Consider the following 17,143-nt stretch of genomic DNA (forward strand, 5'->3'; position numbering starts at 1 on the left):
GTGGGCCACTGCGGTGACAACGCCGCGTGCGAAGGCTTCTTCGGCCTGCTCAAGCGCGAGCGGGTCTACCGCATGACCTACCCAACGCTCGATGCCGCGAGGGCTGATGTGTTCGAATACATCGAGCGGTTCCACAACCCGAGGATGCGACGAAGGGTCGCCAGGCAAGACCAGAAGTTCTCAGCCCTTTTACAACCGTCCGTGATTTCGGGGTAGAACCCGTCTCCCACTTCTCCTACAAGTGCTGCATGGGCGAGAGAACCGTCTTCCGCCTGCTGCAGCAGTTGGAGGAGTATGGGCTCGTCACGCGCACGAAGCGGTTCCAAGGCGGAAGGCAGGTCGCGAGCGAGTACAGGCTGAACCTGGCCGCTCACTACAAAGGCGCCGTGCCAGATGACCAACTGGCCACGAAACGCTCTGCCAAGTTGGCAGCCCGTGGCATCTACGAGCGGGATAGTCCTGAAACCAGATGCCCTGCCAACTTGGCAGACCGTGAGATGACAGGGCGGGCTGCCAGTTTGGCAGAGGAAACCACAAAAGCTGTTGTTGTTAGTTCAACAACCAAACGGTGTGACAGCGGTGGCACACCGCACGTCGATGATCTGATCCCACCTCGGAGCTACACGCCAGAAGAGCAGGAAACGGCCCTGGCGCTTGTCGCTTGCCTTGATGCCCCACTCGATCAGAAAGTGCTGGACGAAGCTGAGGGTTACGAGCGAAAGGGATTGCGAAAGAGCCGCGATCCACTACGCCTACTTCAAAGCTTCATTCGGGTCGCCAAGAGTCAGGGGACCTTCGAGAGCAACCACGGCATCGACATTGCCCGTGAACGGGAACGACGCATCCGTGACGCCCGTGAAGCTGCCGATCGCGCCGCCGCCCGTGCTTGCCTTAAGCCCGCCGACCCTAGCACTGCCAAGAAGCATATGGAAACGGTTGCGGCACTGCTCCGCGCAAGGAGCACTGCGTGAAGAGGTCTCGCATCCAGCAGGTCGCATGCGGCCATATCATTCAGGCGAGTCCAGCATGCTGGACTCGAAAGCATCTGTGGGGGCTAGGGCAGGATAGGGAATCGTGTGCGATTCCCCGGGATTCCTCCCGGTGCCCCCACTCCCCACATGCTCCGCGACTGCATGAGGGCCAGACATGCCTCGTGTAGAAACCACGCTCGACGGCTTCACAAAGGAAGCCTTTCACGCTCTGGCCAAGCGATCTGGAGTGACGGAGGCAGCCCTGCTTCGGCGGGTCATTGCGACCCTGGTTCGGATGAACCCCAGCGGGCCCGTCAACAAGGACGTGGAGGATCGACGCTCGTTGCGCATCTCCGTCGGAGTGACGCCAGGCCTCTACGAAGCCGTCACCCAAGCGGCCCGGAATGCCCATACCAGTCGGCCGAGCATCGTTCTTGGAACGTTGCGGTCGCGCTTCCTCGATGCGCCGACACTGCTTCCGGTCGAGTTCGAGGCCGTGTCCAGGGCCACCTATGAAGTCGGCATGGTCGGCATCAATCTCAATCAGCTCGTCCGCTCGCTTCACCAAGGCCACCACCTCCACCTCGCCGACTGCCAACAAACAGTGGGGGAGACGGCGATCGCAGTCGATGCGTTGACCCAACAAATCCGGCGCCTGATCGAGACGGCTACCGTACGTTGGGGACCGAAGGAGGGCTGGGAATGAGCCAGCCGCTCGAATCCCTGGACCGCCTGCTGCGCGGCCCTGTCCGCTGGCGGAAAAGCGCACCCGACCCCAACGGCAAGCGGCGGCGCTCGTCCCTGGCTGACGACCTGCAGACCATCGCCCGGGTCACTGCTCGCACTCCGGAAGTGATGGTGCGGATCTCGGGCAAGGCCAAGGGCGCAAAGCATGTGGAAGAACACCTGCGCTACATCACCCGTAACGGCGAGCTGACGGCCGAAGACGAAAGCGGCCGACTGGTCATCGGTCGGCGGATGGTCAAGGAAACCGCCGCGGCATGGATGGAAGGCAGCGCGCTCAATCGGCGCCGCAATAGCCGGGATACGGTGAACATCGTCCTGTCCATGCCGCCGGGGACGGATCGAGACAAGCTCCTGGATGCTGCACGCCAGTTCGGCCGGGAAACCTTTGGCGACTGCTACTCCTACTTGCTGGTTCGGCACGACGACACGGACCACCCGCATTGCCACCTGACGGTTCGTTCGCTCGGGTTCGCCGGACAGCGTCTGAACCCTAAGCGGGACGACCTGCAGGCTTGGCGCGTCGCCTTCGCCTCGGCCTGTAGGCAACGCGGCATCGCAGCCGAGGCCACGCCCAGGCGCGTCCGTGGCGTGGTCCGCAAGCCAAAGAAACAGGCCGTCTTGCACGCCGACAAGGCCAAGCGGTCATCCGTGCAGAGAGCGAAGGTGCGCGAAGCCCTGATGGCCGTGACTCGATCGAATGAGGCAGCGAGCAAGTTCGATCAGTCCGTCACAGGCATGCAGCTGCAGACCCGCAAGGACTGGAAGCAGCTTGCCGATGATCTCGCGCGTTCGACAGCAGAAGCTGGGCCAAGCCTCGCACGCCAGATCCATCAGTTCCTGGCACGGATACCAGCGCCCGAGACCGAACGGATGCAGCTCCAGAAGCAGTTACGCCAACACCTCCAACAACAGAAGGACCAGGACCATGCGAACCCCGAAAGGACGGTTTGAAGACCTGGCCGGTCTCCAGTCAGGGGAATCCGGCCGCGCGATGAGGATGTTCCTCATTGCCATCGAATACGGCAGCACGACGGTGCCGCTCGCCCGCTGCGCGGAGCTATTCGGCTACTCGCCGGACGAAGCTGCCAAACGCGCGGCGCGCGCCGCGCTTCCGGTGCCGGCCTTCCGCTGTGGAAGCCAGAAGTCGCCGTGGCTGGTCAATGTGGAAGACCTGGCCGATTACCTCGAAAACCAGCGGCGCCAAGCGCTCCAGGAATGGCGGAAGGTCAACGGCCCCTCCTATCAGCTGTCTTGATCCACCAGCAGTTGCATGACGGGTGAAGGGTCACGCCCGACCACAAGGTCAAAGCTTCCAGGCATCCCTCCATTGCGACCCCGGCCGCATTCAGCCGGCATCTCACTGCACAAGGAGCGGACCTATGTCCCTGGATAAGAAATCCGAGCCTGTCGTCATCACGGTCAGGCCGACCATCATCAGTACCGGCAAACCTGGTCCCAGTGATCTCGACGTTTGGCACAGTCGATTCACGCGCCCGATCGTCATCGCCGCGACGATGTCCGTTGGCGCTTGGTTGACCAGTGGCATCAGCTTCTGGATCGCCGCACTCGCAATGCTCGCCATGGGCACAGTGTTCTACCGCGAATTGCTGCGGGCAGGCTTGATCTTCAATCGCATCGTAGGTGCAGTGCTCGTCCTGGGCGCCCTCCTGCTGCCGGCGATTCTCATGCTTCTGGCGCAGCTTCGCGCCATCGACCCGACCTTCATCTTCCTCCTTGCCGTGCTCAACGTCGGTCTGGGAATCGGCTGGATCGCCCATGCCATGGGTCTTTTCAAGGGAGGGGAGCCGCCATGCGCTACCGCACTCTGATCGTTTTCATCCTATTCGTCACCGGCGTCACCAGCTGCTCGAAGCCTGACCCGGAGACATCTGATACCTCAAATGGGCCTATCGCCGACTGCCTCACCCTGACGGCCCCGAAGAACCGAGAGTACCGAATCGCTGCAGAGCGCGAGTGCCTGGCGCAACCGTCGCTAGATGCTCGCATGAAGTCGAAGGCCTGCCTGGTGCAGCAAGAGCTGGGCCGCTGCATGACAACGAAAGAGGCCCAGGCCAACGGCTATGACGCCGCCCAGGCGCTGGCCGAAACCGCCGAAGCCCGGCGCCATTAACGCTGGAGGGAAACATGGAACCAGATGCTCTGAGAATCGCGGGATTCCTCTTCGAGTACATACAACCCGCGCTGCAAAACTTCATGGTCGAGGGTAGCACCAACATCATCGCAATCATCGCCGGGCCCGCCGTTGCCTGCCTGACGATCTACGTCCTGTTCTGGGGCGTGGCGATGGCTTCCGGGCAGATCAGCGAGCCTTTCACCGACGGCATGAGGCGGATCATCCGCATGTGCATCATCGTCGGCCTCGCGCTTACGGCGGGGATCTACCAAGGCGTGGTCGGCGAGTTCTTCATGCAGGCCCCGATGGAGATTGCTGGTCAGATCGTTCTTCCTGGAAGCAACCCGATCGGGGACGACGTCAATTCCATGTCCACCATGCTCGATGAGGCGGCAGCTCGCGGCTTCGATGTAGCGCAGAGGCCGTGGCAAGAGGGCGTTGTCATGAACTCGAAGTCCCTGATGGGCGTCAGCAGCGAGGGACTCCTGTATCAGGGCATCGCAATCCTGCTCGCTACGATCGTCGTGCTCACCGTCGGTGTCGCGGCTTTCCTGATCCTGGTTGCCAGCCTGCTATTGACGGTTCTCCTCGCCGTCGGGCCGTTGTTCATTCTGTTCGCCCTTCTTCCTGCAACCCAGCGATGGTTCGAGGCCTGGCTTGGCCAAGTAGTGAATTACGCTTTCAAGGTCATCCTTGTCGTTCTGTCGGCCGCACTGATGTTCAAGTTCCTCGAAAAATTCTTCGAGTACATGACGACGATGGGCACGGCGGAACTGTTGATGGCATCGATCAAGGCGATCGCCATGGCAGCTGTGGTTATAGGTGTGATGTGCCAGATGAGTGCCGTCGCTGCGGCGCTCGGCGGTGGTGCTGCTGCAAGCGCGGGCGGAGCCATCGGACGACTCGCATCAATTGGCGCAGGGGCTGGCAGGATGCTCGCTACAGGCCATTCAAAGCGGGCACTGACCTCCAGCAACAATGTGATCGGAAAGGCCGTGGGGGCGACCGCCACCGGTGCCAGCCGAGCGACCAACTACGTCGTGAAGAAGGGGCTTGAGATGGCACGAAGGCGTGCCACGCCTCGCAACACCGTCACGGCCGGCTGATCCTTCTATTTGGTTGAGTTCGCCGGCGCCGCGAAACGACGCCGGCGAGGCTCAAATCCGGATTGGCAACGACACTTGCGGCTCGATTGGCGATAGAACCGAGGCATATGCACGCAGGATGTCGTTGTACAGATCAGGATGCCGGTGCGCTTCGATAGTAATAACGAGAGCGTAGGGTATCTTGCCTGCACGCTTAGCTGCGTCTCCGCCAGCTCTGGCATTGTAATGGATATCGAAAGCCGGTTCGTTTAACGAAGAGCCAAGCATGTTATCCGCATCATGAAGGACGGTTTCCCACTTCCCATCATCAGATCTACGCTGATTCTCGTCGGCATACTTGGCAGTCTTAAAGAAGCTGCGTGTATTTGGATCCTGCGCATCCTCTTTCGCACTCTTGCCAGAATGAGGACGGAAAGTCACTTCAAGACCGGCCTGTGTATACGAGCACGCATCTTGTGGGTCAGTGGGAGACGCATAGCAGAATGTTGCCTTAAGCCTGACTCGCCCTTTTAAGCCATCCTTAGGCAATGGAAGCGGTGCGCGTAGATACTTGCCCGGCTTCAACTCTCCCTGATAAACGATACGTGCAACACCCGGTCCACACGTGATGATTGACGCAAGATCAGGCGGTATTTGTCCCCAACCAACTTCTCGCTGGGCTCGCTCTCCGCGATCAGCTGAGTGGATCAGTAGGGCCTTGATGGCAAGGGGCCTCAGATCTGTACCCAAAACCGAGCGGATGCCGACGGCCGTGCGCAGCACGTAAGGACTCGCGAAGCTGGTTCCATAGATTGGCGCGAGCGCTGGCTTGCTCCCTTCCGCCAACACATGGAAGTACTGCGTAGAAGGCGAACCACCAAACGCCACCATATCCGGCTTCACAAAGCCGGGCCTTCTACCTGGCCCGATCGCACTGTAATTGGCACGCTTCCAATCAGGCGCCTGCCCGTCAGCCGCTCCCACTGCGATTGCATTAACACAGTCTGATGGCACCATCACACGAGAGTTCCCAGACTCGTGATCTGCTTGACCGTTATTCCCAGCCGCAACCACCATGAAGGTGGCACCGTCTTTCAGATGATCGTCTATGACGGATGTCCAAGCATGAACGTCATCATCGACGATAGGAAGGTCAGGACCCAAACTGAGATTGATGAACTCATAGCTCCGACTGAGAAGAACTTCCTCGATAAGTCCAAGCGTTCGGTACAGTTCGAGAGGATCCTCTTGCTCAATCGCTGCATCGAGCACCCGTCGATGAGTGACGTACGAATAGGGACGTTCAGCCACATCCTCTGGCCTAATTGGGCCAAACAAGAATGCTGATGTAACCGCGAGGCCATGGTCCAGCCCATCAGGATCATCTGCGGCGCTCGGATCTCCCTTCTGGTAGTCCTTAAGCCACGGTCCCAGCGGATGCGCTTCCGGCAGTCCGCCATCCAAGATTGCGACGCGGGGTTCCGCCGAAAGAGGCTGCACATTAGGCAACTTGCAGCCTACTGCATTCTTTCCCACTCGTGGGAAAGGGCGCATAGCACGCAACTTCGGCATTGGCCGTACAACGCGCACAAAACTGAACTGCGCCAGCGCTGTAAGCGCGGCCTTTTCCATCTCAACAGGGATGAAGTACAAGTTTCCACTGGTGAGAGCAAGTTCAGTATGAGCGTGCCCACCAAGCTCATGAACGTAGTTGAAGAAGGCCTCTTGAATGAACCCCGAATCGTCATCAGGCAGAAGATGCAGAGCCACCTCATAAACGGATCGAGTTGGGTCCGCGACACCCTTAATGCGGTCACCAGGCATCAAAGGAGCAAAGGCTTCCACTTGCGCCAGTTGTAGAGCCTCGTCCGTACCTTCCGCTTGCAAGCCAGCCCAATCAGCCAACCTCAGAAAAGAAGATCGCTTTCCCGCGACGAATATCTGGGTTGTATCCGTCTCGGTCGGTGTTGCCTTCTTGCGCCACTTTCGAGGCTTCTCGCGGACCCGGCGACTGCCTATCGACTCCAACCCAGCCGACACCAGCATAGCCCGTGGAAAGTAGGACTTCGCTATATACGCAGGATTCAAGGTGAGCTTTGCGACTGCGTAATCTTCCGGACAAGCTTGGCTTGGCAGACGCGCCAAATCCTGCGCAGTCTGCTGAAACTGGGGTCGAATATAGCCCAACGCCTCCTCGAAGCCGTATACGGGTGCAGGCGGCGGGCCACGCCTTGGCCCCTTGATATCACGCGTCAGCAGTTCCGCTCGACCAATGAGGAAGTTAGTCGCACTCATCTTGATTACCTTTCAGAGGTTTGGGCCCGAATTCGCTTGCGAATGGTGTCCCGGCTCACCCCGGTGAGCTGGGCTATTGTGTGCTGGGACAGGCGTGTTTCGTTCGACAACAGAACAGCCAGTTCCTTTCTCTCTTCATGATCCAAGTGATCCGTCGCACGCGCTGAAACAAACTCTTCCATTACCAATTCTGCGGAGGCGCCAAGCGCTTTTCGTCGACGGAGCGCTTGGATGCTTCTTTCGATGTCGCTAAAGGAATCGTTCCTTAGAACAAACGAAAGAACCTCTACCCACTTGGAGAAGGCCAAGCGATCCTGCTCCAGAAATCTTTCAATAGCCGCCTCAACCGCTGACGGTGATGGCATACCGAAATTCACTACCAGATCGAAACGGCGCCACATCGCAGGATCAATCAACTCTGGGTGATTGGTTGCTGCGAGGAGAAGGCCATCCGCCGGCCAGCTTTCCACCTCTTGGAGCATGACTGTCACTAGTCGCTTCAGCTCGCCGACATCGCTATCGTCGCCACGACGTTTAGCTATCGCATCGATTTCATCCAGTAACAATACGGCCCGCTGAGCTTTTGCAAAGTCCAGCGCAGCTCGTAAGTTGCTGCCGCTTTTACCCAGTAGACTGCTCATCACAGTAGTTAGGTCGAGCACATAGAGCGGCTGCCGCATCTGAGCAGCAAGCCAGCGCGCAGACAGAGTCTTTCCAATACCTGGACTACCAACGAAGATCGCGGAGCGCGTTGGAGTCAGACCTACCTTGGTAAGCCTCTGAACGTGGATGCGCTCATCGATCAGTTGACGCAGTGACGCCTGCACGTTATCCGCAAGCATCGGCGCCTCAAGGGTGGGGGCGTCCTGGTACACCTTCAAAAGAGGCATACGCGACTCCCCGTCTACTGGGAGCACTGGCGACTCAACAGCGCTTGCGCGCCTGAGTGCTCCACCGGCCCTTGTTGGTTGAGCCCTCAAAAGTCCTTCGATCTCACGCGCAAGCTCAGGCCGCTTCGTCCTGTACCGACGGACGAGTCGTGCCAAGTACAGGCGCGCATCTTCCGGTTGATCCGTAAGGGCCAGCCTCGCAAGCTGGACTAATTCGTCAGGCAGCGTCTCCAGTTCGCCCATTTTTTCCGTAACATATTGATTCATATTGAATATTAAAACATGTCTAAGTGGGCGAGATATATAGTCTCACAAGTTTGCTCAGATGCAAGCAGCAATTGCCACCCTTCCCCTGACGGCTACCGCCGCCAAGGTCAAGCAACATGGAACGAGGGGGTGTTTTATGCCGCCGCAGTCAGGTCTACGCGCAGGCACTTGGCATGACAGGGCAGCCGATTACACCGAAGCGACGTGTATTGATCAGATCGGTCAACAGATTTGGACGCAGCTTCTTTGCTACGTACCACGTAGAGACCTACGTAACACCATGATCTTGAAGAAGAATTATGACTACAATGTCCAGTCCATCATCGGCGCGACGGACAGCTGGATCGATTCGGCATGGGCGCGGGCGGGGGACATCCACGCATTGTAGCGGCCGACGAAAAACCCCGCCTTGCGGCGGGGTTTTTCGCGGCGGCGCCTGCGCGGGCGGTTACGGCGCGACCGGGCACGCCGGCGGCGGCGCATCCTGTTCGCGGGTGCCCCAGCCGGCGGTGTCGGGTTCGGCGGCCAGCTCGTATTCCAGCGTACCGCCCTGCTTCAGCCGGTCGATGTCCAGCCACACCGCGGTTTGCGGCTGGCCGTCGAAACTGGCGGCGGCGATGTACCCCGGGCGCTGCGTGGCGGCGCCGTCGGCCACGACGACCAGCCGCTTGCCCCCGGCCAGGTCGATCTCGACGCGGTCGAAGCGCGGCGGGTGCAACAGCATCTGCCCGCTGCCCGGCATCAGCGGCGAGAAGCCCATCGCGCCGAACAGGTAGAACGCCGACATCGTGCCGAGATCGTCGTTGCCGGTGACGCCGTTGGGCGCGTTGGTGAACAGCGTCTGCACCGCGTTGAGCACGGTCGCGGTCTTCCACGGCTGGCCGAGCAGGCTGTACAGCGTGGGCACGTGCATGGTCGGTTCGTTGTTCGGGTTGTAGCGATGCTGGCCGTAGTACGAGTACGCGCCGCTGACCCAGGCCTTGCGCGCCCCGCCCTGCGGATCGCCCTGCACGTCGTCGTAGGCGAAGAACTCGTCGAGGCGGCGCAGCATGTTCTCGCGTCCGCCCATCGCCTTCTCCAGGCCCGGCAGGTCCTGCGGCACCAGCCACTGGTACTGCCACGCCGTGCCTTCGTGGAAGCCGTAGTGCGAGCGCGGGCTGTAGCTGCCGGTCGGCGGGGTGAACCAGTCGCCGCCCTCGATGCGCGGCCGCGGGAAGCCGGTGAAGCCGGATTCCTTCTCCGTCAGCTGCGCATCCCAGACCTTGCGCCAGTTGCCGCCGCGCGCGCGCAGCGCCGCCGCGTCGTCCTCGTGGCCGAGCGCGCCGGCCATCAGCGCCAGCGAGCAGTCGGCCAGCGCGTACTCCAGCGTCGCCGAACCGCCGTTGGCCGGATCCGTGTCCATGCCCTTGGCCGGGAAGGTGCGGTCGAAGAACACGAAACCTTCCTTCAGGTAGTTCGCATTGCCGGCGCGGCCTTCGTGGCGCGATTCCAGCGGCGGCACGCCCCAGGCGTTCTTGCGCAACGCCTTCCACGCGTCGGCCTCGAGGCCCTTCAGCGCGCCATAGCGCCACAGGTCGACCAGGAACGGCGTCACCGGGTCGCCGCTCATCGTGTTGGTGTCGAAATTCGCGTAACCCCACTTCGGCAACCAGCCGCCCTGCGCGTCGATCGCCAGCAGGCTGCGGCCGATGTCGTGCGCGCGCTGCGGTTCCAGCAGCGCCAGCAACTGGTTCTGCGAGCGATAGGTGTCCCACAGCGACCAGAACTCGTAGTAGGTCCAGCCATCGGCGACGTGGATTTCGTCGTCGTAGCCGCGGTAGCGGCCGTCGGCGTCGCTGCCGGTCAGCGGCTGCAGCAGCGCGTGGTACAGCGCGGTGTAGAACACGGCGCGGTCGTCGTGGCTGCCGCCTTCGATGCGCACCTTCGACAGTTCGCCGCGCCACGCCTGCTGCGCGGCCTTGCGCATCGCGTCGAACGACAGCAGCTTGCCGTTCTTCATGCCTTCGGCGCGCAGGTTGTTGCGCGCGCCCTCGGCGTCGACGTGCGAGATCGCGCTGACCGCGGTGACGCTGCGGTTCTTGCCGAGGTCGAAGCTGAGCCAAGCGCCGTTGTACGGCTCGTACTCGCTTTCCATGCTGAAACGCGCGCCCGGCGTGCCGCCGGCCTGGCCCCAGACGCCGAAGGCCTTGAACGGGCGGTCGAACTCGATGCGGAACCAGGTCGCGTACTGGTGGCCGCCGCAGAAGCTGAGCGTGGTGATCTTGCCCTCGACCGCGCGGTCGCCGACCACGCGCACCTGGCTGCCGATCACGCGGTGCTTCTCGTTGGCCTGCGCCACGTTGACCAACACGTGGCCGGTCTTCGCATCGGCGGCGAAGGTGTAGCGCTCGGCCGCGGCGCGGGTCAGCGCGGTGGCCTCGACGTCGATGCCGCCGTAGTCGGTCAGCCGCACCTTGTAGTAGCCGGCCTGGCCGGCGCCGCCGTCGTGGGTGTAGCGCGAACCGTACTTCCTGTGGTCGAAGTTCTTCGCGTCCGTGGTGTCGAAGTCGCCGCCGGGGCCGATCACGCCGGTGACCGGCAGCACCGACGCCTGCCCGCCCTGTTCCCAGCAGCCGGCGCCGGACAGGAAGTTGCGGCCGAAGCCGCGGATCTTCTCGTCACCGTTGCGCCAGCCGGCGTAGTGCGAGCCGATCGGGCTGACCTGGATCATCCCGAACGGCGCCGATGCGCCGGGGAAGGTGTTGCCCTCGTCCTGCGTGCCGATGAAGGTATTGACCAGCGCCGCGGGATCCGCGCCCTCGGCGGCGATCGCTTGCGGTGCTGCGAACAAGGCCGCGGCCAGCGCCGCGGTGCGGACCATCGCCTTGCATTCGCCGGCGACGGCGGACAGGCCGAATTTACCCATACGCTCCAACTCGGATTTCGTGGGCCGCGTGGCCCGTGCATGGCCCGGCCGCCGCACCGCGGCAGCCGTCTCCTTCCCATCGTGCGACCCGCAGCCGACGGTCGCCGGCAAGCCGCTGGGGGATGTTGTGTATCACAATTTAGAACGATCTAAAAGGGAGTTTCGTTGACTGGTCCGCGGCGGTGCCGATGCGCCGGAGTGGCCGCACCGCCCGGAAACACGAAGCCCGGCAGAGCCGGGCTTCGTGCGATCACGTGGAGGGCCGCGATCTTTACTTACTTGATCTTGTAGACGATCTCCAGGGCCACGTCGCGACCGGTCGGATCGTCGATGCAGTACGCGAAGTCGCCGCACCACTTGTCGCCGTAGATCTTGTCGAAGATGTTGTTGACGTACAGGTTCAGCTTGATGTCGTCGGTGAACGCATAACCCACGCTGCCGTTGAAGTAGCGGCGCGGCTCGCGGCGCGCGTAGTGGCGGGCCGTGGTTTCGCCGAAGTGGACGTTGTCCTCATTGTCCTCGCGGCAGATCTCGTCGTTAACGCGGGTGCTGGGAACGGTGCCGTCTTCGAACGGCAGGCAGCCGCCCCAGCGGTTGTCGCGGCCGCCGGACTTCTGGTACATCATCAGCGTCGCGTTCCACTTCTCCCAGTTCCAGTTCACGCTGGCGGTGATCTTGCTGCGCGTTTGGTACTTCTGGTTGTCGACCAGCTTCTCGGTCGGCAGGTTGCGCTCCTTGTACGTCAGCATGTAGGTGTAGTTCAGGCCGAAGTTGAAGCTGCCGATGCGGGTTTCCGGCAAGGCATAGCGCGCGGTGTAGTCGAAGCCGCTGACCTGCTTCTCGGCACGGTTGATCGGCTGGGTGTTGATGATGACGTTGCCCGCCACGTTGGCCGGGCCGTTGCGGATGATGCGCTCGCTCGCCAGTTCGCACCATTCGCTGGTCGGCGGGTTGGCCAGCGTGGCGCCGTCCGGGGTCCAGCCGGGCTTGGCGCAAACGGCTTCGTAGTACAGCAGTTCATCGATGGACGTGGGACGGATTTCGTTGTTGATCGTCACCTTCCAGTAATCCAGCGACGTCGAGAAGTTCTTGAAGGCGTCCCACACCAGGCCGACCGTCGTGCCCTCGCCTTCCTCGTACTTCAGGTTGGGGGTGCCGCCGAAATTGACCGTGGCGTCCTCGATCTTGTAGGTGTCGCGCGAGCAGAAATTCTCCACCCGGTTCGGGTCGTTGGAGCAGGCCACGTAGTCGGTGGCATCCGAGATGCCCGAGCTGGGCTTGGCGTAGACGTAGTGCATGTCCGGCGCGCGGAAGGTGGTGCCGAAGGTGCCGCGGACCAGCAGGCTCTTGAACGGACGCCATTCCATGCCCGCCTGCCAGGTGGTCTTGGCGCCGTCACGCACGGCGTCGTACTTGTCGTAGCGACCGGCGACGTCAGCGGTCAGCGAGCCGAGCGGCGACGATTCTTCCAGCAGCGGCGCGCGCAGCTCCAGGCCGGCCGCATAGCGGTTGCGCTCGCCACCGCCCTGCTCGATATTGCCGAACGGGGTGTACCAGCAGTCCGCATCGCATTCCAGGGTCTTCGGATCCGGGGTCAGCTTGTAGCCCTGTTTGGCCGCTTCCAGCACGGCCGCGAAACCGATCGGGCCCGCCCAGCCTTCGAACAGGTCGCCCGACAGGACGAACTGCGCCTGGGTCAGCCAGGACTCGGCCTTCTTCTCGCCGCGGCGCGAGAACACATCGACCTCACCCGGCGTCAGCGGGTTCCAGACCTTGTCGTAGTCCGGCGTGTAGACCGGCAGTCCGTCGACCGTGCCCAGCTGCGGACCCATGAAGAAGTCGAACATGTCGCCCTGGTTCAGGGTCGGGAAGCTTTCCTTCACTTCGTAATCGGCGCGGCCCAACGAGGCTTCCCAGTCGAAGCGATCGGCGAGGGTGCCCTTCAAGCCAACGCTGATGTCGGTGGCCAGCTCCTTGGACAGGGTCAGGATGTCGGCCTGGCCGCCCATTTCCTCCGGCGAAATGAACTTCAGGATTTCGCGGGGGGCGCCGCCCGTGGCGCCGGTCTCCAGGTTGGTCGCGCGCGGATCCCAGTAGGTGCCGCTGCCGAAGCCGTCCAGGAAGCTGTTGAACTTGCCCGTGGAGCTCCACACGCCCACGCTGGCCCAGCCCTGCAGGCTGTCGGTGAAATCGTAAGTGCCGCGCAGGTAGCCCGAATCGTCCTTGCTGCCGGTGCGCAGCGCCCAGTTCTGGAACACGCGCTGGGCGCAGATGGTGCTGGCCGATGCGTACGGCTGGCTGGTCGCCAGGTCGTAACCCATGTATTGGAAGGTATAGAACAGCTCGCCGTACTGTTCGCAGGCGCCGGCCGGCGGAGCCACCGTGCGGGTCACGCCGCCGACGCCGGGAACGGACTCCACGCTGCCGGGCTGGCGCACGCGGATGCCGGGATACGGGGTCAACTTCGCGATGCCAAGCGCGCGCTCGGCCACGCCCCAGGTCGCGTAATCCCTGTCGTCCTCGGCGTCCATGAACGGGCGCTCCTTGGCCAGGAACTCGGAGCGGTCGAAATGCTGCAGGTTGTACACGACATTCCAGCGGTCGCCGCTGGCGCCGCCGGAGAACACGATGTCGGCATCATCGCGGCCGCCGCGCGTGGTCGTGCCCAGGCGAACGCGCAACTGCTGCTCGTCGGCGTGTTCCTTGAGGATCACGTTGACCACGCCGCCCATCGCGTCGGAACCGTAGATGGCCGACGCGGCGCCGGTCAGCACTTCGATGCGCTCGACGATGCCGGTGGGGATGTTGTTGAAGTTGGCGAAGTTGCTCTGGCCCTGGTAGGGCATCGGATAGTCGGTGACGCGATGGCCGTTGATCATCAGCAGCGTGCGGCCCGGACCCAGCGCGCGCAGGTTCAGCGGCGAGGCGTTGACGCTGGATTGGCCCCAGTCGTAGTCGTTCTGCACGCCACCCAGGTTTTCGGTCAGGGTCAGCAGCGCGTCGTAGACGGTGGCGAAGCCTTCCTTCTTGATCTGCTCGGAAGTGATCACGGTGACCGGCGACGGGCCTTCGATCTCGGCGCGCTTGATGCGCGAACCGGTGACGGTGACCGTGTCGAGGGTCTTCGATTTCGAGTCGCTGGCCTCGTCCTGGGCCTTCTGCTCCGTGCTCTCCTCGGTTTGCGCGTCCTGCGCAAGTACGGCGTACGGGGCGCACAGGGCCAGCGACAGCGCGCAGGCCAGCACGGTGCGGTTGGGCGATTTACGGCAGGTCATTGCGGATTCCCTCTCTCCAAGAAATCGGTGGTTTGGTTTGAACACCCTTGTTGCCCCCGTCCGCGCAAGGAATCCCGGAACAGCCCCGCGCGGGGCGACACTTGAAACCGGCTGGTCCAATGGTCCAATGGTCCAACCACAACGATCAAAAAAACTGCCCGCATTGGTGTTGGGCAGGCACTCCGACCGCGTTTCAGGACGAAACATAGACGCTAAGAACTCATAAAAATGTGATATTCGTCACATACTGAAACGATCTAATTCCAAATGCCAGACAGTAATCGTTTACAAAGGTTGACCTGTCCAACCAATGGCGCGACTGTCCAGCCCACCCTCCGCTCCCCCTCCGACGAGCGGAAACCGACCACGGAGCGCTCCGATCCCATGCTTCCCCGCCGCAATTTCCTGCAGTTGCTCGGCCTGACCGCCGCCACCCTGGGACTGGGTCCACGTTCCGCCCACGCGGGCGACCAGGCTGCCCCCGCTTCTGCGAGCGCCGGCCCGGTGGTGATTTCGACCTGGAACTTCGGCGAAGCCGCCAATGCGGCGGCGTGGGAAATCCTTGCCCGGCGCGGCCGTGCGCTGGATGCGGTCGAAGCCGGCGCGCGGGTGCCGGAGGCGGACCCGGACAACCATTCGGTGGGCCTGGGCGGCTACCCCGACCGCGACGGCCACGTGACCCTCGACGCCTGCATCATGGACCACCTCGGCAACCTGGGCTCGGTGGCCTGCCTCGAGGACATCGTCCACGCGGTTTCGGTGGCAAGGCGGGTGATGGAAAAGACCCCGCACGTGCTGCTGGTCGGCGAAGGCGCGCTGCAGTTCGCGCTGTCCGAGGGCTTCCCGCGGCAGAACCTGCTGACCGCGGAAGCGGAGAAGGCCTGGCGCGAGTGGCTGAAGACCGCCGAGTACCGGCCGCAGCCGAACATCGAGCGCCTCAACCATTACACGATACCTGGCAGCGTGCCCGGCGGCGAGCGCAACCACGACACCATCGGCATCCTGGCGCTGGACCACGACAGGCACCTGGCCGGGGCCTGCACCACCAGCGGCATGGCGTTCAAGCTGCGCGGCCGCGTCGGCGACTCGCCGATCAGCGGCGCGGGGCTGTTCGTCGACGGCGAGGTCGGCGCGGCCAGCGCCACCGGCGTCGGCGAGGAATGCCTGCGCGTGTGCGGTTCGCATACCGTGGTCGAACTGATGCGCCAGGGGCGTGCGCCGGAACAAGCCTGCAAGGAAGCGATCGAACGCATCGCCCGCCGCTACCCGACCCCGCGCAAGGACCTGCAGATGGCTTTCGTCGCCCTGCACCGCGACGGCCGCTTCGGCGGCTATGCTTTGCAACCGGGGTTCAGCTATGCGGTCACCACGGCCGAGGGCGTACGCCAGGTGGAAGCCCCCAGCCTGCTCGGTGCGACCTGACGTTGCAGTGCGGCTTGCGGACAAGCTTCGCTTGTCGCAGGATAAGGGAATTAGATCGATCTAATCGGGCTGGGGAATGGCTTTGGATAGACCACGCAGGATTACCCTGAACGACATCGCACGCGCCTGCGGGGTATCGCGCGCGACTGTGTCGCTGGTGCTGCGCGGCAGCCCGCTGGTCCACGCCGACACCCGGCGCCGGGTCGAGGCGGAGATGCAGCGCCAGGGCTACGTCTACAACCGCGCCGCCGCCAACCTGCGCCAGCGCGTGTCCTCCGCCGTCGCCCTGGTCATCAACGACCTGTCCAACCCGTTCTTCGCCGAATTCGCCGCCGGCGTCGACGAGGCGCTCGGCGCGAAGGGCTACGTCACCCTGCTCGGCAGCAGCAACGAATCGCCGGCGCGGCAGCGCCAGGTGCTGGGTTCGCTGATGGAGCACCATCCGGCCGGCATCATCCTGTCGCCGGCCGAAGCCAGCGACGCGGCCGACATCGAACTGGCGATCGGCCGCAACACGCCGCTGCTGGTGTTCAACCGCCAACTGGTCGAGAACCAGGCCGCGGGCTTCGACTACGACTTCCTCGGCCTCGACAACCGCGCCGGCGCGCGCACCGCGACCGAACGCCTGCTGGCGCTCGGCCACCGGGGCATCGCCTTCTACGGCGGCCACGCCGATTCCAGTTCCTGCCGCGAACGCCGCCTCGGTTACGAGGACGCGCTGCGCGGAGCCGGCATCGCGGTCGATCCGCGCTGGATGATCGAAACCGCGCCGACCCGCATCGAGGCGAACGCGCACGCCGATGCGCTGTTCGCCGACGCGCCGGCGCCGACCGCCGCGGTCTGCTACAACGACGCGGTCGCGCTGGGCCTGATGCTGGGCCTGGCACGGCTGGGCCGCCATCCCGGCGTCGATTTCGCCGTCACCGGCTTCGACGACATCCCCGAGGCCGCGGTCGGGATTCCGCCGCTGACCACGCTGAACGCGGATCCGCGCGCACGTGGCCGCCAGGCCGCCGAACTGCTTTTGCAGCGCACCGCCACGCCGTCGCTCCCGCGCCGTTCCGTGATCGTGCCCGTGCTGCTGACCGAACGAGAGAGCACACCGCATGCGCCCAGCGCCTGAAGCCTTCCCCCACGGCCGCGAGGACGCGC

General features: G+C 63.1%; 14 protein-coding genes. 10 read left to right on the plus strand and 4 right to left on the minus strand.

The annotated features are described in order from the left end of the window. The 8 genes from CSC71_RS10390 to CSC71_RS10425 all read left to right on the plus strand — a co-directional run. Nucleotides 1–216, plus strand: a 216-nt coding sequence (locus tag CSC71_RS10390; protein WP_162373230.1) for an IS3 family transposase, incomplete at its 5' end; no start/stop codon positions are given. A 32-nt stretch (nucleotides 217–248) separates the two neighbouring features. Beyond that, nucleotides 249–971, plus strand: a complete 723-nt coding sequence (locus CSC71_RS10395) for a hypothetical protein (protein ID WP_162374308.1) — start codon at nucleotides 249–251, stop codon at nucleotides 969–971. Nucleotides 972–1,146: 175 nt separating this feature from the next. After that, nucleotides 1,147–1,677, plus strand: a complete 531-nt coding sequence (locus CSC71_RS10400; RefSeq protein WP_162374309.1) for a hypothetical protein — start codon at nucleotides 1,147–1,149, stop codon at nucleotides 1,675–1,677. Continuing rightward, nucleotides 1,674–2,669 carry a relaxase/mobilization nuclease domain-containing protein gene (locus CSC71_RS10405; RefSeq protein ID WP_162374310.1) on the plus strand — a complete coding sequence of 332 codons (996 nt, stop codon included), beginning with the start codon at nucleotides 1,674–1,676 and terminating at the stop codon, nucleotides 2,667–2,669. Before CSC71_RS10400 ends, CSC71_RS10405 begins: the two co-directional genes overlap by 4 nt. Beyond that, nucleotides 2,644–2,973: a pyocin activator PrtN family protein gene (locus CSC71_RS10410; RefSeq protein WP_162374311.1), complete on the plus strand. Its 330-nt coding sequence runs from the start codon at nucleotides 2,644–2,646 to the stop codon at nucleotides 2,971–2,973. The genes CSC71_RS10405 and CSC71_RS10410 overlap by 26 nt, the downstream gene beginning before the upstream one ends. 124 nt (nucleotides 2,974–3,097) lie before the next feature. Further along, entirely contained in the window at nucleotides 3,098–3,547 is a 450-nt protein-coding gene (locus CSC71_RS10415) for a hypothetical protein (protein WP_162374312.1), read from the plus strand. Then, a complete protein-coding gene (locus CSC71_RS10420) occupies nucleotides 3,529–3,849 on the plus strand; it encodes a hypothetical protein (protein ID WP_162374313.1) in 321 nt (106 codons plus the stop codon). The genes CSC71_RS10415 and CSC71_RS10420 overlap by 19 nt, the downstream gene beginning before the upstream one ends. A 14-nt stretch (nucleotides 3,850–3,863) precedes the next feature. Further along, entirely contained in the window at nucleotides 3,864–4,958 is a 1,095-nt protein-coding gene (locus tag CSC71_RS10425; protein WP_162374314.1) for a TrbL/VirB6 family protein, read from the plus strand. A 51-nt stretch (nucleotides 4,959–5,009) separates the two neighbouring features. On the opposite strand, the gene CSC71_RS10430 is transcribed toward CSC71_RS10425, so the two are convergent. The 4 genes from CSC71_RS10430 to CSC71_RS10445 form a co-directional block, all read right to left on the minus strand. Further along, nucleotides 5,010–7,232: a S8 family peptidase gene (locus tag CSC71_RS10430; RefSeq protein WP_162374315.1), complete on the minus strand. Its 2,223-nt coding sequence runs from the start codon at nucleotides 7,230–7,232 to the stop codon at nucleotides 5,010–5,012. Nucleotides 7,233–7,237: 5 nt separating this feature from the next. Beyond that, nucleotides 7,238–8,122: an AAA family ATPase gene (locus CSC71_RS10435; protein WP_246192142.1), complete on the minus strand. Its 885-nt coding sequence runs from the start codon at nucleotides 8,120–8,122 to the stop codon at nucleotides 7,238–7,240. A gap of 715 nt (nucleotides 8,123–8,837) precedes the next feature. After that, nucleotides 8,838–11,294: a GH92 family glycosyl hydrolase gene (locus CSC71_RS10440; protein ID WP_246192144.1), complete on the minus strand. Its 2,457-nt coding sequence runs from the start codon at nucleotides 11,292–11,294 to the stop codon at nucleotides 8,838–8,840. A gap of 275 nt (nucleotides 11,295–11,569) precedes the next feature. Continuing rightward, nucleotides 11,570–14,569, minus strand: a complete 3,000-nt coding sequence (locus CSC71_RS10445) for a TonB-dependent receptor plug domain-containing protein (RefSeq protein ID WP_162374316.1) — start codon at nucleotides 14,567–14,569, stop codon at nucleotides 11,570–11,572. A gap of 384 nt (nucleotides 14,570–14,953) precedes the next feature. Between CSC71_RS10445 and CSC71_RS10450 the strand changes: the two genes are divergently transcribed. Together CSC71_RS10450 and CSC71_RS10455 are read left to right on the plus strand one after the other, a co-directional pair. After that, nucleotides 14,954–15,991 carry a glycosylasparaginase gene (locus CSC71_RS10450; protein ID WP_162374317.1) on the plus strand — a complete coding sequence of 346 codons (1,038 nt, stop codon included), beginning with the start codon at nucleotides 14,954–14,956 and terminating at the stop codon, nucleotides 15,989–15,991. Between the two features lie 76 nt (nucleotides 15,992–16,067). Continuing rightward, on the plus strand, nucleotides 16,068–17,114 hold the full coding sequence (locus tag CSC71_RS10455) for a LacI family DNA-binding transcriptional regulator (protein ID WP_162374318.1): 1,047 nt from the start codon (nucleotides 16,068–16,070) through the stop codon (nucleotides 17,112–17,114). Nucleotides 17,115–17,143: the final 29 nt, after the last annotated feature.

This window comes from Pseudoxanthomonas sangjuensis (genome assembly GCF_010211755.1).
GTDB lineage: Bacteria > Pseudomonadota > Gammaproteobacteria > Xanthomonadales > Xanthomonadaceae > Pseudoxanthomonas_A > Pseudoxanthomonas_A sangjuensis.